17 protein-coding genes are annotated in these 18884 nt (G+C 62.0%); 10 read left to right on the top strand and 7 right to left on the bottom strand.

The window, feature by feature from the left end; all coding sequences use genetic code 11:
• Positions 1 to 104: 104 nt before the first annotated feature.
• Positions 105 to 965, bottom strand: a complete 861-nt coding sequence (locus C1717_RS10745; RefSeq protein WP_219722312.1) for a transporter permease — start codon at positions 963 to 965, stop codon at positions 105 to 107.
• Between the two features lie 21 nt (positions 966 to 986).
• Positions 987 to 1469 carry an SLC13 family permease gene (locus C1717_RS10955; protein WP_219722311.1) on the bottom strand — a complete coding sequence of 161 codons (483 nt, stop codon included), beginning with the start codon at positions 1467 to 1469 and terminating at the stop codon, positions 987 to 989.
• Positions 1470 to 1965: 496 nt separating this feature from the next.
• Between C1717_RS10955 and C1717_RS09640 the strand changes: the two genes are divergently transcribed.
• From C1717_RS09640 to C1717_RS09605, 9 genes are all read left to right on the top strand, one after another.
• Complete coding sequence (locus C1717_RS09640) at positions 1966 to 2331, top strand: hypothetical protein (RefSeq protein ID WP_102372950.1); 366 nt, start codon at positions 1966 to 1968, stop codon at positions 2329 to 2331.
• Positions 2332 to 2469: 138 nt separating this feature from the next.
• Positions 2470 to 2664 carry a biotin/lipoyl-containing protein gene (locus tag C1717_RS10735; RefSeq protein ID WP_219722310.1) on the top strand — a complete coding sequence of 65 codons (195 nt, stop codon included), beginning with the start codon at positions 2470 to 2472 and terminating at the stop codon, positions 2662 to 2664.
• A 31-nt stretch (positions 2665 to 2695) separates the two neighbouring features.
• Positions 2696 to 3823 carry a sodium ion-translocating decarboxylase subunit beta gene (locus tag C1717_RS09630; protein ID WP_245859634.1) on the top strand — a complete coding sequence of 376 codons (1128 nt, stop codon included), beginning with the start codon at positions 2696 to 2698 and terminating at the stop codon, positions 3821 to 3823.
• Between the two features lie 12 nt (positions 3824 to 3835).
• Positions 3836 to 3967 carry an OadG-related small transporter subunit gene (locus C1717_RS10935; RefSeq protein ID WP_281255286.1) on the top strand — a complete coding sequence of 44 codons (132 nt, stop codon included), beginning with the start codon at positions 3836 to 3838 and terminating at the stop codon, positions 3965 to 3967.
• A gap of 117 nt (positions 3968 to 4084) precedes the next feature.
• Positions 4085 to 4396: a citrate lyase acyl carrier protein gene (gene citD, locus C1717_RS09625; protein WP_102372949.1), complete on the top strand. Its 312-nt coding sequence runs from the start codon at positions 4085 to 4087 to the stop codon at positions 4394 to 4396.
• 8 nt (positions 4397 to 4404) lie between these two features.
• Complete coding sequence (locus C1717_RS09620) at positions 4405 to 5274, top strand: aldolase/citrate lyase family protein (protein ID WP_245859630.1); 870 nt, start codon at positions 4405 to 4407, stop codon at positions 5272 to 5274.
• Complete coding sequence (gene citF, locus C1717_RS09615; RefSeq protein WP_102372947.1) at positions 5274 to 6809, top strand: citrate lyase subunit alpha; 1536 nt, start codon at positions 5274 to 5276, stop codon at positions 6807 to 6809. The genes C1717_RS09620 and citF overlap by 1 nt, the downstream gene beginning before the upstream one ends.
• 58 nt (positions 6810 to 6867) lie before the next feature.
• Positions 6868 to 7476, top strand: a complete 609-nt coding sequence (gene citX, locus C1717_RS09610; RefSeq protein ID WP_102372946.1) for a citrate lyase holo-[acyl-carrier protein] synthase — start codon at positions 6868 to 6870, stop codon at positions 7474 to 7476.
• On the top strand, positions 7473 to 8867 hold the full coding sequence (locus C1717_RS09605) for an oxaloacetate decarboxylase subunit alpha (RefSeq protein ID WP_102372945.1): 1395 nt from the start codon (positions 7473 to 7475) through the stop codon (positions 8865 to 8867). Before citX ends, C1717_RS09605 begins: the two co-directional genes overlap by 4 nt.
• A gap of 308 nt (positions 8868 to 9175) precedes the next feature.
• Here the strand turns inward: C1717_RS09605 and C1717_RS09600 are convergent, their stop codons facing one another.
• The 4 genes from C1717_RS09600 to pth all read right to left on the bottom strand — a co-directional run bounded on the left by C1717_RS09600 (position 9176) and on the right by pth (position 16190).
• Complete coding sequence (locus C1717_RS09600) at positions 9176 to 12409, bottom strand: YDG domain-containing protein (RefSeq protein ID WP_102372944.1); 3234 nt, start codon at positions 12407 to 12409, stop codon at positions 9176 to 9178.
• Between the two features lie 273 nt (positions 12410 to 12682).
• A complete protein-coding gene (gene gltA / locus C1717_RS09595; protein WP_102372943.1) occupies positions 12683 to 14086 on the bottom strand; it encodes an NADPH-dependent glutamate synthase in 1404 nt (467 codons plus the stop codon).
• Positions 14074 to 14910 carry a sulfide/dihydroorotate dehydrogenase-like FAD/NAD-binding protein gene (locus C1717_RS09590; RefSeq protein WP_102372942.1) on the bottom strand — a complete coding sequence of 279 codons (837 nt, stop codon included), beginning with the start codon at positions 14908 to 14910 and terminating at the stop codon, positions 14074 to 14076. The genes gltA and C1717_RS09590 overlap by 13 nt, the downstream gene beginning before the upstream one ends.
• Before the next feature lie 650 nt (positions 14911 to 15560).
• Positions 15561 to 16190 (bottom strand): aminoacyl-tRNA hydrolase, encoded by a 630-nt coding sequence (gene pth, locus C1717_RS09585; protein WP_180965915.1) that lies wholly within the window; start codon positions 16188 to 16190, stop codon positions 15561 to 15563.
• Positions 16191 to 16869: 679 nt separating this feature from the next.
• Here pth and C1717_RS09580 point away from each other — a divergent pair.
• Positions 16870 to 17550: a PDDEXK family nuclease gene (locus tag C1717_RS09580; protein ID WP_245859623.1), complete on the top strand. Its 681-nt coding sequence runs from the start codon at positions 16870 to 16872 to the stop codon at positions 17548 to 17550.
• Between the two features lie 317 nt (positions 17551 to 17867).
• On the opposite strand, the gene C1717_RS09575 is transcribed toward C1717_RS09580, so the two are convergent.
• The gene (locus C1717_RS09575; protein ID WP_102372941.1) at positions 17868 to 18851 is read right to left on the bottom strand and encodes a ribose-phosphate diphosphokinase; all 984 of its coding nucleotides are present in this window, start codon (positions 18849 to 18851) and stop codon (positions 17868 to 17870) included.
• Between the last annotated feature and the right edge of the window lie 33 nt (positions 18852 to 18884).

The following is an 18884-nucleotide window of genomic DNA, read 5'->3' as shown; positions in this document are numbered from 1 at the left end:
GATCTTGCCGGGAGCGTGGTTCACGCGACATAAGATAGCGCCCGCAGCCAGTACGTGAGCTGCGGGCGCATGAATAGGGGCGTGCTATCCTGGCAAAGCGGGAGCTATGCCTGAGGGATGTACAGCGGGATGGCGCCTGTCGCCATGATGCAGACGACGAAGATCACGAAGATCACAGCGGCCCACTTGCCCGCAGCGCGCTGCCACTCGCCCAGGTCCTGGTCGGTGAGGCGCAGGAGCAGGTAGATGAAGGCAGTGAGCGGGGAGAGCAGGTGGAAGGCCTGGCCCATGACGGAAGCGAGGGCCATCTGCATCGGCGTGAAGCCGTAGGCGTAGCCGGCCTCGCAGAGTGCGGGCATAACGCCGAAGTAGAAGCCGTCGTTGGAGATGAAGAACGTGCCGGGCGCGGAGATAAGGGCGACGATGAGGCCCCAGAAGCCCGCGAGTTGCTGCGGGATGATCGTGATGAGCGACTGCGCGATGGCATCGGACATGGAGAGGCCGAGCTCGGTGTCACCCTGGAAGAGGCCCATGAAGATGCCGGCGCCGAAGATCAGGATGACGACCTGCACGGCGTCGCCGCCGTTGGCGCCGATGCGTGCGGACTGGTCCTTGAGCTTGGGATAGTTCACCAGAAGCGCGATGATGGTGCCCACGATGAAGAGCATCTGGTTGGGCAGCGAGATCGCCTCGATGAAGGAGCCCGCGACGAGCCATGCAATGAGCACGACGGTCATGATGGCGTTGAAGGCCCAGTTCTGCGGGCGGCGGAGCTCGATGGTCTCGGGGTCGTCCACGGCGCAGAGCTCATCGATCTCGGCCTGCGTGAACTCGGTGATGCCCAAACGAGCGCGCTCCTTCTTACCCATGTAGCGCGCAACGACCACGATGTTGAAGATCACGGAGACGATCATGCCGGGCAGGAGGTAGGCGAGGATATCGCCACCGGCACCGGTGACTGCCATGGCGCGCGCGGTGGGGCCACCCTAGGGCAGAAGGTTCATGACCGTGTTCTGAAGAATAACCAGCACCGCGAGGTTCATCTTCTTCATGCCGAGTTTCTCGTAGATGGGAAGGAACGCGGCGCAGCAGACGAGTGTGGTGGTGCCGTCACCGTTGAGCGAGATGGCGGCGACGACCGCGGTCGCGATGAGGACCTTCATGGGGTCGCCCTTGGCAAACTCGATCATCTTCTTGGTGATGGGGTCGAACAGACCGGCATCGAGCATGATGGAGAAGTAGAGGATGGCGAACAGGAGCAGGATGCCCGTGTTGGCCGTGGTGCCCAGGCCGTTCATGACCCAGTCGCCCAGAAGCGTCCACTTGTCGATGTTGCCCGTAGCGACGAGCATGATGAACGCGAAGGCCATTGGAATCGTGACGAGGGCCACGAGCGGCGATAGCTTCTTGGTCATGACGACGGCCATGAAGACCGCGATCATAGCCCATCCAAGGATGGTTACTACCATTGCTTCCTTCCTTTCTTGGTGCCAGTGGAATGAATCTCGGGAGTTCGCGTAAGGTGCAGCAAGCGCGAGCTCGTTGAATTCACAGGCAAGATAGCGCGTATGCCCGCAAGGAATGACGATGCATGCGCAAGCGGAACACCGGGAAAACAATATCGACCTGCAGATTGACAAAATTGCAGGTAAAACGATTAAAGAGATAGGCGAGTGCTGGTAAAGCGCGCGTGGTATACCGTTTGCGGCAAAAAATCTACCGTTCGGCGAAAGGCATGTGCCTGCTGTAGCTGTCTACATGGAGAAGCCACATGGCTAATCGGTGCCTCGGTGACATACAACATCGAGGTAGAAGGCTTGAGACAGCAAAAAGACACGGAGTCAGCCCGAGGAACATCAAAAGTGCAGTGCTATGAGGGATGGCGAACGTAAGGTTATGCCTAATCGTCATAGCTAAACCGAGGCGAGAACCTCGGAAACGACGCAAAGGGAAAGGAGGGGCTTCATGGGGTTCTTTGATTGGCTGCGTGGCCGTGGAAACAAGGACGCACAGGCGAAGGAGCCCGCTGCGGCAGGCACCGAGGCGGGCGCCGTGCTGCGTTCCGACAATGATGGCTGGGAGGAGCTGCCGCCGTATATTCCGGTGGATGCGAACGATCACCTACCTGCGATCATTATCTCATCGGCGATAGCCGCGGGGGCGTTCGAGCACTGCGCCGTGAAGGTCCGCCGCGTAAACGTCGCCAACCCGGAGCACCGCTTGGTGTCTTGCATCGCCGCTGCCATCGCGGCCGGGGCGCAGGAACAGAGCAAGCTCGTGGTGAAGCATATCTATAAGCAGATCGATACGGAGGATGCAAATGCTGCGTAAGTTCAAGATCTCGATCGACGGGACCCAGTACCTCGTGGAGATGGAGGAGGTCGGCGCCCCCCGGCGCCCGAGCCCGAGCCCGCGCCCGCCCCGGCGGCCTCGAGCGCGCCGGCCGGCGCCCACGTCCAGGCGGCCGCCATGCCCGGCAAGATCGTCGACATCCACGTCGCCGTCGGCGACAGGGTCGAGGTGAACCAGCCCGTCATGGTGCTCGAGGCCATGAAGATGGAGAACGAGGTCGTGGCCGAGGTGGCCGGCACCGTCGCCTCCGTCGCCGTCGCCAAGGGCGACATGGTGAACCCCGGCGACGAGCTGTTCTCCATCGCCCAGTAGGGCAGCGGACGACGTCAAGGAAGGAGCCACAGTGGACATTCTCATGACGGCCGTCGACGTCCTCACCGCGGGCGTTATCGGCCTCGCCGAGGAGCCCGGCCGCATCGTCATGATGCTCATCGGCTGCATCCTCATGTACCTCGGCATCAAGAAGGAGTACGAGCCCACCCTGCTCGTGCCCATGGGCCTCGGCACCATCCTCGTGAACATCCCGTTCTCGGGCGTGATCGGGGAGGCGGGCCCCTTCACCGCCCTGTTCAACATGGGCATCGAGACGGAGCTCTTCCCGCTCCTGCTCTTCATCGGCATCGGCGCGATGATCGACTTCGGGCCCCTGCTCTCGAGCCCGTTCCTGCTGCTGTTCGGCGCCGCTGCGCAGTTCGGCATCTTCTTCGTCATCATCGTGGCGACGCTCCTGGGCTTCGACATGGTCGACGCCGCCTCGACGGGCATCATCGCCGCCGCGGACGGCCCCACCTCGATCTTCGTGGCGAACAGCCTGGGGTCGAAGTACATGGGCGCCATCATGGTGGCCGCCTACTCCTACATGGCGCTCGTGCCCATCATCCAGCCGGTCGCCATCAAGGCCGTGACCACCAAGAAGGAGCGCCAGATCCGCATGGCGTACAACCCGCTCGCGGTGTCCAAGACGGCCAAGATCCTCTTCCCGATCACGATCTGCGTCATCGCCGGCCTCATCGCGCCGGCGTCGCTCCCGCTCGTGGGCTTCCTCATGTTCGGCAACCTGCTGCGCGAGTGCGGCGTGCTCGACTCGCTCTCCAAGTCGGCGCAGAACGAGCTCGTGAACCTCATCTCGATCCTCTTGGGCCTCTGCGTGTCCGTGAAGATGGAGTATCACGACTTCCTGCAGGTCGACACCCTCATCGTCATGGGGCTCGGCCTCGTGGGCTTCGTGATGGACACCGTGGGCGGCGTCATGTTCGCCAAGATCTTGAACCTCTTCCGCAGGGAGAAGATCAACCCCATGGTGGGCGCGGCCGGCATCTCGGCCTTCCCCATGAGCTCGCGCGTGGTGCAGAAGCTCGCCACCGAGGCCGACCCGCAGAACTTCATCCTCATGCAGGCCAGCGCCGCGAACGTCGCCGGGCAGATCGCGTCGGTCGTGGCCGGCGGCCTCGTGCTCGGACTTCTTATGTAGGGAGGCTCGCATATGACTGAGAACCTCATGGCCGCCTTCGAGCTCCTCGGCGTGGGCTGGGGCGGGATCTTCGTCGTCATGATCGTCATCTACCTCGTGTCGCTCGCGCTGTCGAAGATCTTCGCTCCGAAGAGCGGCAACTAAGTACGTCTATCTTTGAGCGCCCATCGCGCTGCGGGTGCAGACGCTGGCACGACAGACGCTCCGCTGGATTCGTTGTATTCGTCTGAATGTGAGTTTGGGATTGGAGTGAAGGTAGCTATGGAGCTAAAGCAGCAGGCGGTTGCCGGCACCACCGAATCGAGTGACATCATGGTCACCATCGATCCCGTCGGCGGCGACACCGTCGAGATCAACCTCGAGAGCAGTGTCGAGAAGGCATTCGGCGCGCGCATTCGCGAGGTCATTGAGCAGACCCTTGCCAACCTGGGTGTTACCGGCGTCTGCGTTACGGCCATCGACAAGGGTGCGCTCGACTGCACTGTGCAGGCGCGCACCATCGCGGCCGTGTACCGTGCCGCCGGGAAGGACGGCGAGTTCGACTGGAAGGAGATCGACGCATGGAACGCCTAAGGAGAACCATGATGTTCATGCCGGGCGCCAACCCGGCCATGCTCCGCGATGCCGGTCTGTACGGCGCGGACTCGCTCATGTTCGATCTCGAGGACGCCGTCTCCATCAAGGAGAAGGACACCGCGCGCGCTCTCGTGCACTTTGCGCTCAAGACGTTCGATTACGGTAACTGCGAGACCATCGTGCGCATCAACGACCTTAACACGGTGGGCAAGCTCGACATCGATGCGGTCGTGCGCGCCGGCGTCGACGTGATCCGCCTGCCCAAGACCGAGTGCGCCCAGGACGTCATCGACGCCGACGAGGTCATCACCGAGGTCGAGAAGGCCTGCGGCCGCGAGGTGGGCTCCACCGGCATCTTCGCCGCCATCGAGTCCGCCGAGGGCGTGCTGAACGCGCTCTCGATCGCCACCGCTTCCCCGCGCGTGTGCGGCATCGCCCTCGGTGCGGAGGACTACGTCACCAACCTCAAGACGTTCCGCGCCTACGGCGACAACATGCAGCTCTACTTCGCCCGCGAGATGATCCTGCACGCCGCCCGCGTGGCTGGCGTCGCCGCCGTCGATACGGTCTTCTCCGATGTGGACAACATGGACGGCTTCCGCGCCGAGGTCGAGCACATCAAGATGCTCGGCTTCGACGGCAAGTCCGTCATCAACCCGCGCCAGATCCCTGTGGTCAACGAGGTGTACGCGCCCTCCGAGAAGGAGATCCAGAAGTCCAAGGAGATCGTCTGGGCTGCGCGCGAGGCCGAGGAGAAGGGCCTTGGCGTTGTATCCGTCCGCGGCAAGATGGTCGACAAGCCCGTTATCGCCCGTGCCGAGCGTACCATCACGCTTGCTAAGGCGTCCGGCCTTATTGGGGAGGAGGATCTCTAATGGCTCTAAACAAGGTCGGTCGGGAGATCCCCGACACGTATGCCGAGCAGTTCGGCGTCTTCGGTTCCGAATTCGAGAACGTTAAGCCGTTCAATGCTGCGGTGCACACCGTGAATCCGAGCAAGCCGGGTGAGTCGAAGCTCCTCGACTCCATCCACGATGCCATCGTGAAGACCGGCATCAAGGACGGCATGACCATCTCGTTCCATCATCACTTCCGCGAGGGCGACTACGTGATGAACATGGTGCTCGATGAGATCGCCCGTATGGGTATCAAGGACATCTCCATCGCGCCTAGCTCCATCGCAAACGTGCACGCGCCGCTCATCGACCACATCAAGAACGGAGTCGTGACCCACATCACCTCGTCCGGCCTGCGCGACAAGCTCGGTGCGGCCATCTCGTCCGGCATCATGGACGAGCCCGTCATCATCCGCAGCCACGGTGGTCGTGCGCGCGCCATCGAGCGTGGCGACATCCACATCGACGTGGCCTTCCTGGGTGCGCCCTGCTGCGACGAGTACGGTAACGCCAACGGCTTCGAGGGCCCCTCTGCCTGCGGTTCGCTCGGCTACGCCCTCATGGATGCCGACTACGCCGACCAGGTGGTGCTCGTCACCGACAACCTCGTGCCCTACATCAACACCAAGATCTCCATCCCGCAGTCCAAGGTCGACTACGTGGTGAAGGTCGACGCCATCGGCGACCCCAAGGGCATCGCGAAGGGCGCCACGCGCTTCACCAAGAACCCCAAGGAGCTCATCATCGCCGAGTACGCGGCCAAGGTCATGATGGCCTCGCCGTACTTCAAGGAGGGATTCTCCTTCCAGACCGGTACCGGCGGCGCCTCGCTCGCGGTCACCCGCTTCCTGCGCGAGGGCATGATCGAGCAGGGCGTGCACGCATCGTTCGCGCTCGGCGGCATCACCAATTCCATGGTCGAGCTGCTCGACGAAGGCCTTGTGGGTGCCATCACCGACGTGCAGGACTTCGACACGCCGTCCGGCGCGTCGCTCGCCCGCAACGCCACGCACCTGGAGATCGATGCGTCCATGTACGCCTCGCCGCTTTCCAAGGGCGCCATGGTCAACCGCCTCGACATGGTCATCCTCTCGGCGCTGGAGATCGACACCGACTTCAACGTCAACGTCATCACCGGCTCCGACGGCGTGATCCGCGGCGCTTCCGGCGGCCACTGCGACGCCGCTGCCGGCTCCAAGATGGCCATCATCGTGGCCCCGCTCATCCGCGGCCGCATCCCAACGGTCGTGGACAAGGTCACCACGGTGGTCACCCCCGGCTCCAGCATCGATGTGCTCGTGACCGAGGTGGGCATCGCCGTCAATCCGGCGCGCACCGACCTCATCGAGGCCTTCAAGGACCTCAAGGTCCCGCAGTTCACCATCGAGGAGCTGCGTGATCGCGCGTACGCGATCGTGGGCAAGCCCGAGCCCATCAAGTTCGGCGATAAGCCCGTGGCGCTCATCGAGTACCGCGATGGCACGCTCATCGACGCGGTGTACAACTGCGCGTAGCTCAGCAGCTTAACCACGTAACCCAGGCATCGGCACGACGGGAAGAAAGGGGAGTGCCATGGCATGTGAATCCGGTCACCTTGTCTCCTTACCGGATGGCTATGCTGCCGTCGTGTTTCAAGGGCCTGAGGTAGCGCTCCCCGATATGCTTGCCGCCCGCGAGCGTCGCGTGGACTCTCTGCGCGCGATGCTCGCGGCGGCTAGGCAAAACGAGGCGCTGCTGTGTCTCACGCTTTCGATTCCCGGTCCGGTCAAGACGAGCCCTGTGCTCGAGCGCGTGTTCGACGAGCTGGTGTGCGCAGCGGAGTCCGAGCTGGCTGACGTGGCCGTGCGCGAGCGTCGCCGCACGAACGATGCCACGGGACCCGAGTACTATGCGCTTGTGGAGCTGCCTGCGCACGAGCTCAAGCTCCGCATGGTGGGGATCGAAGAGGGGCATCCCCTGGGTCGCCTTGGCGACCTGGATGTGCTCGCGCGAGCGGATGACATGCCGGGCCAGGCTGCGGTGAACTCCATCTCGCGAAGGAATTTGGGGCTGCCGCTGCGCCGCTGTCTGATATGCGGCGGCGAGGCCAAGGCGTGTGCCCGTTCGCGCGCGCACACCGTAGAGGAAATGCAGGCGAGAATCGCAACCATCATCGAACAAGGGGGTTATAGCCAACCATGACAAAGCAGGTGAAGTTTACCGAGACCGCGCTGCGCGACGGCCAGCAGAGCCAGATCGCCACGCGTATGCCCATCGCGGACATGCTACCCGTGCTCGAGGACCTCGACAGCTGCGGCCTCTACGCCCTCGAGGTCTGGGGCGGCGCGACCTTCGACTCGTGCCTGCGCTACCTCGGCGAGGACCCGTGGGAGCGCCTGCGCACCATCCGCGCCCACGTGAGGAACGCGAAGCTCCAGATGCTGCTGCGCGGCCAGAACCTGCTCGGCTACCGCAACTACGCCGACGACGTGGTGGAGGAGTTCGTCAGGAGGTCCGTGGAGAACGGCATCGACGTGCTGCGCATCTTCGACGCCCTGAACGACACCCGCAACCTCGAGACCTCGATCCGCGCCGCCAAGGAGGCCGGCGGCGAGGTCCAGGCCGCCATCTGCTACACCACGAGCGACGTGCACACCGTCCCCTACTTCGTGGGCCTCGCCCGCGAGATGGCGGCCGCAGGCGCCGACAGCATCTGCATCAAGGACATGGCGGGCGTGCTCGAGCCCGGCGTCGCCCACGAGCTCGTGGGCGAGATCAAGGACGCCGTCGACCTGCCGGTCGAGGTGCACACGCACTGCACCGCCGGTATCGCGGAGATGACGCTGCTGCGCTCCATCGACGCGGGTGCGGACATCATCGACACGGCCATCTCGGCATTCGCGGGCGGTACCTCGCAGCCGTGTACCGAGTCCATGGCGGTGGCGCTTGAGGGCATGGGCTACGAGACCGGTTTGAACATGGGCAAGCTCGAGGAGGTCGCCAAGCACCTTCAGACCGTGAGGGAGCGCTTCAAGGCCGAGGGAGGCTTGAACCCCAAGGTTATGGAAGTCGAGCCCAAGGCGCTGCTGTACAAGGTGCCGGGCGGCATGCTCTCCAACCTCATCAGCAACCTGGCTGACCTTGGCGTATCCGACAAGTACAACGACGTTCTGGCTGAGGTTCCGCGCGTCCGCGCCGACCTTGGCTACCCGCCGCTCGTGACGCCGCTCTCGCAGATGGTGGGCACGCAGGCCATGATGAATGTGATCTCGGGCGAGCGCTACAAGGTCGTTCCCAAAGAGATCAAGGACTACGTGCTCGGGCAGTACGGCAAGCCTCCTGCTCCGATTGACCCGGAGGTGCAGCAGAAGATCATCGGCGATGACGAGCCCATCACCTGTCGTCCAGCCGACCTCATCGAGCCGCAGCTTCCGCGCATCCGCGAGGAGATCTCCCAGTATGCGAAGACCGAGGAAGACGTCCTTTCCTACGCGCTCTTCCCCGACCAGGCGCGCGACTTCCTCGGCCGGCGCGAGGACCCGTTCTACGACGTCCCCGTGCAGGAGGTCGAGGTCTCCATCGACGTGGCGTAGCGCCGCACCCCGGCGGCGCCGGGCGGGCAGCGGGGCTGCGGTTGCCGGGCCGCCAATGCGGCGGCCGCCGATACCGCTTCAGATAGGCTTTGACGAAACCTCTGTGCGCTTGCGGCACGCTTCTCGCCCTATGTTGATGCGAAACTGTGCCAATGGCGCACAGAGGTTTTGCATGTAGGCAACTTCAGGGTCCGCTCAGAATCCAATGTATTCAGGACCCTGTGTTCAGAATCGGCTGGATCCAAAAGCTCGCGCTGGATCTCGCGGCGCATGGCCGCTGGTGCGGCCGTTGAGCGCTATCGCTGAGGTTATCGCTTCGAACGCAGGCGAGCGCCGATTACGACGATGGCAACGCCGGCGGCGGCTACAAGCGCGATGACGATCGGCAGGCTGTCGCCGGTGCCGAGGAGTCCGGCCTGCGTGCCGTGATCGCTGCCGTTATTCGAGCCGCTTGCACTACCTCCGCCGGGGGTTGCCCCGTCGCCATGTTCGCCGTTTTGACCCGAGTCACCGGTTCCTTGGCCGTCGTTCCCGGTGCTCCCGTTCAGGTCCTTGAACACAGCCTCGATGGTGTGGTCTGCAGTGACGTTCTCGAATGTGTAGGTGCCGTCGTCCGCGAGCGCGACCGGTTGGCCGTCGACCAAAAGTCGGTCGAGTTCATAGCCCTCATCGACGGTAACCGTGAATGCCTGGTCGTGTGCATCAACCACTTCGACAGCGCCTTCGGGCGAGATGCTGCCGCCTTCGCCAGCGCGCGCCGTGATGGTGTGGACCCGCATATCCTGACGCATGATCCGGATTGTGCCCGTCATGCCCTCGAAGTGGGGCGAGATCATATCGAGCGTGATGGTACCCAGTTCGCCTGTAGCATGTGCTTCGACGTCGCTCACCGTGAGGTAAAGGGTTTGCGTGGTGTTGTCGATACGGATGTCATCCTGGTCGAAATAGCGGTTGTCAGAGATTGCGACCTGGGGGTTCTCGAACATGATCCAGCCGGGATAAAGAGCATCGTCATCGTTTACGGGCTTGGAATCCGGTACAAGATCCTGCAGGTCGAAGACATACGTCGCAGCGACGCAGTTAGAGATGGTGAGTTCACCGGTCTTGCCCTGAAGCGTGCTGTCGCCTGCCTGCTCTTTGGAGATGGTTACCGTTGTCGCAGGGGAGTTCGCAAGGACGTAGTCGTCCGCCTTATCGCCCCTGAGCTCGTATGAAACGGTGACGGAGATGTCCTCGCCCACCTCGGGTTGCGCTGCGGTGCCCGTGGCGGCAAGGTCGATGTACCCGTTAGCGGCATCGTCGCCGACGATGCCCGTACCGTCGAGCTCCGCAAAGACCTCGACGGAGCGCGTTCCGTCATAGGGGCGGTCGGTGGCTCGGACCGTGGCTTCGTTGACGGCGACCTGTGCGGGGGAGACAACAACCTCGATGGTTACGAAGGCGGGGCCATAGGTGTCGCCCTTGTTGCCATCGGTCGCTGCGGGGTCGGTGTACGCCTCGATTTCAGCTGTGACCGTAGCGGCGCCGGCACCCACGAACGAGATTTCGCCGGTCTGCTGGTTGACGGTTACCACATCGCCACGATCAGCAGGTGTTTGATTTTGCACCACATAGGAGATGTCGCTCTTTGGGTCGATCCATGTACGCCCGTCATCAAGGCTGATCTGAATACGGGGCGTATAGGGCGCATCGCCATAGGTTGCCTGCTTTACAACGTCGTCCGCGCTGCCGTCAACCTGGACCAGCGGCGGTTTCTCATCCGTCATGATGAGGGTGGTGCTGCCTGTTTTGGATGCAACAACGCTGGAGTTGCCAGTTTGGGTGTACTTCCACCAGATGATGATCCGAGCGCCTTCCTGAGCGTCCTTGACGTGTTCGTCGGTCAGCGGCTGGGTACACGCATCGTCAGCAAACCACTCGAACGTGCCGCCTTCGACACCTGCGGGGTTTCCTGTGCCGAACGTGGGCGCGCTGGGAAGCTTGGACAGCAGATGAGTCTCTCCAACCTGCACGTAACGACGGGAGACGGTCGATACGGTGAAGTCGCCTTCGGTGATTTCGAAGGTTGCGGAGCCGGTCGATGGATTGTCCTCGACCGTGTTGAGCAGGTTGCCGCCGGCGGATGTCGCCGTGGCCGTGGCTGTGCCCTTTTCAACATTGTTTGCGTAGGAGACCGTGTACTCCGTGCCCTGCGCGAAGCTCTGAGTAAAGTTCCACTTGTTGAACTCGACGGTGACCTGAGGCATTTTCTCGTTGCCATCGTAGACGTAGGTTGTTGGGCTGACGGTAACCATGTCGTCGGAGAGGGGGAGTTGGACTCTGCCGCGTGCATGGACGGTACCCTGAGCGGAAGTGGCGATCATGGTGCCTTTGCCCCAGCACTGGGACACGCCATCTTGAAGCACGAGCGTAGAGCCGGGCATCAGGGCGATGCCGGCGATGCCGGGGTCGGATGCCTCGTTGTTGTTTATGAGCCTTGTACCCGAGAGCATGGTGAGCGTCGATGGCTCGTTGTTGGGCGTATCCGGGTCGCCATCAAGGTCGATGTCGGTTTCGATGCGCAGGGACGCGGGCGCGTTCACCTGAATGTTGTAGTCTGCCTTCACATCGCCGTATACCTGCGGGGTTCCGCCCTTGAAAGTGACGTTGACTCTGCCGTTTGGATCTTGCGAATAGTTGACGAGCTGGTCTTCGGTACCCTCATCGCGCGTCGATTCAAGCAGGATGCAGTCCCAGTCTGCTACGCCGGACATATCGCCGATACCCCGGGGCGCGAAGATGACCGCGTTGCCGCCCGCACCCGTGGTGAAGGTGCCGTTATTTAAGCCGCTGGTAGCATGTCCGCCACCGCCGATAGAGGTCTGATCCGCATCGCCGCCGACGGCGCGCACGTCGCCGCCGTTGATGGTGATATTTCCGCTGTGCGACCCGCTTGCAGTGCTATAGCCACCGCCGATGCCGGCGCTTCCAGCGGAGCCGTAGGCCTCGATGCGTCCTTCGTTAATGATGATGTCACCGAAATCTTGGTTGTAGCCTCCGCCTATGCCCGCCGCTCCAGTTTGGCCGGTCGTACCGGGGTCATCGGCTTTTGCGACCAAGCGACCGGGTCCGTCGATGATGAGCGTCGAACCCGGTTGGACCCAGATTGCTGCTAGGGTGCTATTCAAATCGCCGTAGTTTACATGGGAGGCGAAGCTGTTCGTTCCTTCGATGGTGAGGTGGACGGTCGCATTGCCGCCGATGGCAAACGGGGAGTCGCCATTCATGAGCGAGTTGTACTCATCGAGCTCGATGTACACGTTGTTGATCGTGATGTCGTGCTCGCCTGGCTCGATAAGAATCTTGTTTTTAGGATTACTGGTGCTGCCCGTAATCACGTGACCGGGGCAACCGTCTGGCTCGCTGCGGAGCTGCACCTCTTCATGTGAGATGTCGTGCTGGGTCGGTTCGGCAAAAGCGGGTTCAGGTGCGCTGACGAGCAGGGCGATACCTGCTGCGACAGCGGTGAATGTAGAGCAGGCGCGAACGAGCGGGAGCCTCATAGTGACCTGTTTTACATATTGTCTAATGGTGCAGAATCCAACGTGATTAGCTTACGAGAAAATGTGGCCCCCCTTAAGGAATCATTAAACTACACAGGATTTGAAGGAAAAAGATGAGAGGGAGTGAAAGCTCTTATCCCGCTTGTGCGTGCGCTAACGGGTGCCGTTTCAAAAATGCCCACCCTGTAGAGGTCAGGGGATGGGGAGCAAAAAAGGGTCCGCAGCCAAGTTCGACTGCGGACCCTTCCGGTTTATGCACGGTAGACCTAGGGGCTACTCGGCGAGCAGCTTCTCCTTGATGTCGGCAGCGGCCTTCTTGCCGGCGCCCATGGCCAGGATGACCGTGGCGGCGCCGGTCACGATGTCGCCGCCGGCCCAGACCTTGGGGTTCGAGGTGCGGCCGTTCTCATCGGTCTCGATGAGGCCCCAGCGGTTGAGCTCGACGTCGGCGCAGAGCTTCGCGAACGGGTTCGCGCGCGTACCGATGGCCGTGACCGCGACGTCGCAGGGGATCGCGAACTCGGAATCCTGGATGGGAATCGGGCGACGGCGGCCGGAGGCGTCGGGCTCGCCGAGCTCCATGCGCTGGAGCTCGATCGTGGAGACGAAGCCGTCCGGGCCGGGCAGGAAGCGCAGCGGGTTGCAGAGCTCGAGGATCTCGACGCCCTCCTCCTTGGCGTGATGGACCTCGGCCTTACGGGCGGGCATCTCGGCCTCGGTGCGGCGGTAGGCGAGCGTGACGTGCTCGGCGCCCAGGCGCAGCGCCGTGCGCGCGGCGTCCATGGCCACATTGCCGCCACCGAAGACGACGACGTTCTTGCCGTGGCGGATGGGGGTGTCGTACTCGGGGAACTCGTACGCCTTCATGAGGTTCGTGCGGGTGAGGTACTCGTTCGCGCAGTACACGCCGGGCAGGTTCTCGCCGTCGACATGCAGGAAGCGCGGCAGGCCGGCGCCGACGGCGAGGTAGAGCGCGTCGAAGCCGTCCTCGTTGAAGAGCTCCTCGGCGTCGAAGAGGCGGCCGGCGACCGAGTTGTACTCGAAGTGGACGCCCAGCTCCTCCAGGCCCTTGATCTCGCGCTTGACGATGGCCTTGGGCAGACGGAACTCGGGGATGCCGTAGGTGAGCACGCCGCCGCCGGTGAAGAACGCCTCGAAGACGGTGACCTCGAAGCCCTCGCGCGCGAGCTCGCCGGCGCAGGCGATGCCGGAGGGGCCGGAACCCACGATGGCGACCTTCTTGCCGTTGGACGGCTTGCACTCGGGCGCCTCGCCGACCTCGTCGGCCATGTCGCCGAGCATGCGCTCGAGCTGGCCGATGGCGACGGGCTCGCCCTTCTTGCCGAGGATGCACTTGCCCTCGCACTGGTTCTCCTGCGGGCAGACGCGGCCGCAGACGGAGGGGAGCAGATTGTCGCCCTTGATGACCTTCAGGGCGCCGCCCCAGTCCTCCTCGCGGATCTTCTCGATGAACTGCGGGATGTGCACGCCTACCGGGCAACCCTCCATGCACAGCGGCTTCTTGCAGTCGAGGCAGCGATTGGCCTCGGCGATGGCATCCGCCTTGGTGTAGCCGGTGTCGACCGGGCGGAAATCGCGGGCGCGCTCAGCAGCGGGCTCCTCGTTGGCGGGGGTGCGGGGAGCGCCGATGTTGGGGCGATACTTTACTTCTGGCATGCGCAATCCTCCTCATGGCGCTTGATGGATTCGGCTTCCTCGGCCTTGTAGCTGGCCTGACGATGCGCAAGGTCGTCCCAGTCGACGAGGTTCGCATCGAAATCGGGGCCGTCGACGCAGGCGAACTTGGTCTCGCCGCCGACCTCGACGCGGCAGCAACCGCACATGCCGGTGCCGTCGACCATGATGGGGTTCAGGCTCGCCACGATGGGGATCTTGAACTCGCGGCAGGTGAGGGTCGAGAACTTCATCATGGGCACGGGGCCAACGCAGAAGGCGGAGTCGATGGCGTCCGTCTCGCACAGACGGCGCAGCGGGAGGGTCACGACGCCCTTCTCGCCCATGGATCCGTCATCGGTGGTGACGAAGAGGTTCTCGAGGGGCAGCGCGGCGAACTGCTCGAAGAGGATGAGCAGGTCCTTGGTGCGGGCACCCATGATGACGGAAACCTTCTTGCCCTGCTCGCAGAGGGTGCGGGCAACGGGGTAGGCGATTGCCAGGCCCACGCCGCCGCCGATAACGGCAACGCGATCGCCCTCTACTTCGGTTGGGCAGCCGAGCGGGCCGGTAATGTCGCGGATCTCGTCGCCCTCGTTGAGCTCGGAGAGGCACTGGGTGGTCTTACCGACGACCATGAAGATGAATTCGACCCAGCCCTCCTCCGGGTTCCAGTTGGCAAACGTGAACGGGACGCGCTCGCCCGTCTCGTCGATGCGCACCATGAGGAACTGGCCGGCATGCGCATGCTTGGCCATCCTGGGCGCGTGGACGCGGAACTCGAAGACCTTCTCCGAGAACTGCGTCTTTTTCAGGATCTTGAACATAGAACCCCTCTCTTACCATGGGATGCGTGGAATACCCGTGCCTCGCACCAGGCGCGGCGCGCGGCGGCCGGCATCCCAAATTGCAACCGTGCTGCGGGTATACGCGTAGGCGCATACACTATCGGATTATAGCGCTCGGAAGGGAATATTCAGCGTGTTACGGCAAAGCCTATTGGCCTATTTGGACAAGGCGGCTGCTGCATGCCGGTTACGCGGCAGCCATGCGGGAATCGTGGCGCAGGCTCAGATTTCGAGGAGCTTCGGTGCGGGTGGGCTCGGCACTTCGCATGTGATCTTTGCAAGCTTGCATATGATTGGTTTGCTTAGTAGGGAAACCCTGTTTCTTACGAGGCATCGTAAGAATTCTACATATCTCAGAATACCTAGCGTAGAGAATCTTCAGTATCTCAGGCGCTATCGTAGGAAATCCTCAGAATGAAATAGGCTATCGTAAGAAATATGTATTATAAGATTTTTTATCGTAGAAAATCATAATAATTAATAAAATAATTTCATATATCATACGATAGAGATAGTAATAATGAAGAAATCTTACGATAAGCAATAGCAATAATGCAAAAAATGTACGATTGCCCTGGAGATGGGATGCTGCCCGCGCGGAAGTGCGCAGCCAGTATCCCTACGGTTCCCTAGTGCTTGCCGTTGTTCGCGGCGGAGCCGTTCACGTGGTCGCGGGCGAAGACGACGCCGTGGGTGAGCGCGAGCTCGCAGGCGTCGGCAGCGCGCATCACGGTGTCATCGAACGCCTTGGCATCCTTGCCGCGCAGTTGCTTGAGTACGAAGTCTGCCGTGGGCATCTTGCCCGGGGGCTCGCCGATGCCCACGCGGATGCGGCTGAAGTCGCGGCTCCCCAGCTTGTCGATGATGGAACGCAGGCCGTTGTGGCCGGCGTGCCCGCCGCCCACTTTCACACGCACGTCGCCCTCGGGAATATCGAGCTCGTCGTGTACCACGAGGACCTCCTCGGGCGCGACCTTGTATTCGCGGCACAGCTTGGAGATCGGGCCGCCGCTCGTGTTCATGAAGCTCTGCGGCTTCACGAGCACGACCTCGCGCACGCCGCCCTCGGCTTCGGCGTCGCGCACCTTGGTCGTAGCGACCTCGGCACCGAGCTGGTTCTTCCAATAGGACACACCCGCACGCCGCGCGAGCTCGTCCACGGTCTTGAAGCCGGCGTTGTGCCGGGTGCTCGCATATTCCTCGCCGGGGTTTCCCAGGCCCGCAATCATGCGGATGGGTTTAGGTGTCGGTTGTGCCATGTATGCTCCGTCTCCGTTGCGTTTGGATTAGCAAGTCTCAATCGACCAAAAGGGTACAGCACATTAGGCGGCTGGGGAGCCGACTCGGCGCATGTTTGCTGAATGTCCCGAATCGGTTAGGAGATTCTTGGCTCCTAGGCCGATGCCCACGTCTCACGACGATGAGAATCTAACAAAGCCCTGCCGTGAATCAAACGCGAATCTAACGGATATCCAACCGGTGCGCAAACGTCATAGCGTTAAAAAACCGAGGTAAACATAGGTATCATGCTTGTGGTAACGTCTCCGCATGGGGACGTTGGTGCTATCGCATATTCCATCGCTGAGGGCTCTTCGCGCGGCGCGAAGAGCCTATGGATTCCTGCCATGGGAGTCTTTTGGACGCGTCGAGCAGCGCCGTGCGCTCGCGGGCTGCGTTCCCAATGCCGACCAGATCGACTTCATTGAGCTCAATCGCCTGGGAGCTTGGGACCCAGCTGAGGGGGAGCCGCTTCATTTGCTCGTACAGGACGCCTCTGCACGGCGGCATAGGAAGCCTCTCGAATGTCATGTGGTTGCAAGCTCGCTTCCCGCTGGCGCTCTGATGCGTATCGGTCCTGGCGTGTTTGCGTGCGCTCCAGCGTTCGCGGCGCTGCTCTATTCTCGGGACCGCTCTCTGGGTGAGGTCCTTACGCTGCTGATGGAGCTGCTGGGGACCTATTCACTGCCTGAGGAGGCTACCGTTCCCATCTCATGGGGTGGCGTCTGGCCGGATGGGCGCTCGCGCGAGGATGTCGAGCAGGCTCGTTACCATTGCGACCCGGCGGTTACGATGGCAGATCTGAAGGCGATGGCGCGTTGGGCAAAGAGCAGCAGGTACGCCGTTTTCCGTGAGGCGGTGCGTATCGCGACCCCAGGCTCTGCCTCGCCCGGGGAAACCGTGATGTTCGGTATGCTCGGAGCTCCAATGAGACATGGCGGTTTCGGCTGCGGCTCATTGCCGAAAGGGGGCATGCTGCTCAACCACCGTCTTGATTTCGATGCTGATGCCGTGCTTATGGCGTCAGGCATGCCTTACGCGATATGCGACGCTTACATTCCGGCGGCCAAGACCGATGTTGAATACAACGGATGTGGCCATGAGCTGGAGAACGCGCGCATACACGATGGGCAGCGCAACAACGGAATCAAGGGCATGGGCGTGACCGTGCTGGTAATCAACCGTGACCAGATGCGTGACATCGTAGCGCTTGAAGCGATTGCAAAAGCGATATGCAGGGCGGCGGGCAAGCAGTTTAGATATCGTTTCAATGGCTATCGGAAGATGCAGGAGAAATGGCTGAATCAATTACGGATGGGAGTTGGGCTGCCCCCGGTTTAAGTGTGCGCCTGCGAATGTTTTCTAAGCAACAGAACGAGTTTTAGCCGCCCAGTTCAGATATGAACGATTTCTAGCTCGTATGCGCGCCCATCGCGCTGCCGTCGGCCCCATCCGAAATAAAATCCGCAGGATTACCGATGACTTGGCTCATTCGTGATTAACGTTTTACTATCGATGCTCCTTCAAATCGTTCATATCTGAACTGGACGGCTAATACAGATGGAAATGATTGAAAAATCGGGCCGCGGCTTTGCCGCGACCCGATTCGCTAAGCGTTAATTAACTAGAGCGTGAATCTAAGCTTGTTTGCGCAATCTTTACAGAGCGAAGTCGCCGCCGACGAGCTTGGAGACGGAGTTCTCATAGTACACGGCGTTGATGGCGTCGGCGAACTCGTTGGCGACCGTGATGGTCTTGATCTTGCCGCCCTCCTCAACGGGGATGGAGTCCGTGACCACGCACTCCACGATGGGGGCATCGTTCAGGCGCTCGATGGCGGGACCGGAGAAGATGCCGTGGGTGGCGCACACGTAGATGTCGCCGGCGCCCATCTTCTTGAGCTCGCGAACGCTTGCGCAGAGCGTGCCCGCCGTGTCGATCATGTCGTCGTTGATGATGCAGGTCTTGCCCTCGATATCGCCGATGATGCCCATGACCTCGGCTGCGTTGTGGCGCGGACGGCCCTTGTGCGCGATGGCGAGCGAGCAATCCAGCATGTCGGAGAGCTTCTTCGCAGCCTTGGCGCGTCCCACGTCCGGAGACACGACAACAAGGTTGTCGGTATCGAAGTGCATGTTGTTGTAGTACTCGCCAAAGAGCGGCAGGGCGGAGAGGTGGTTCACCGGGATGTCGAAGAAGCCCTGGATCTGCCCCTGGTGCAGGTCGAGCGTGATCACTCGGTCCACGCCGGCGCGCTCGAGCAGGTTCGCGACGAGGCGCGCGGTGATGGGCTCGCGTGGGGCGGCCTTACGGTCCTGACGGGCATAGCCGTAGTGCGTGATGCACGCGGTGATGGTGCGGGCGGATGCGCGCTTGGCGGCATCGGTGGCGATGAGCAGCTCCATGAGTGCGTCGTTCACGTCACCGGAGATGGATTGCACGAAGAACACGTCGGCGCCGCGTACGGTCTCGTCAAAACGGGCGTAGATCTCGCCGTTGGCGAACTTCTCGAGCGCAAGGCCCGAGAGCTCCACGCCCAGAATCTCGCCGATCTTCTCGGCGAGCGGGCGATTGGCGGTGCCCGAGTAAAGACGCAGCGTCTTTACCATTTCCATGGTCTTCTTCGAATCGTTGGTCGGCATGTTCCCCTTCTCCTTTTGTTGAGCTGCCTGCCT

The sequence above is a fragment of the Enorma phocaeensis genome (assembly GCF_900186505.1).
Lineage (GTDB): Bacteria > Actinomycetota > Coriobacteriia > Coriobacteriales > Coriobacteriaceae > Enorma > Enorma phocaeensis.
This window is presented reverse-complemented; position numbering and strand designations above follow the sequence as displayed.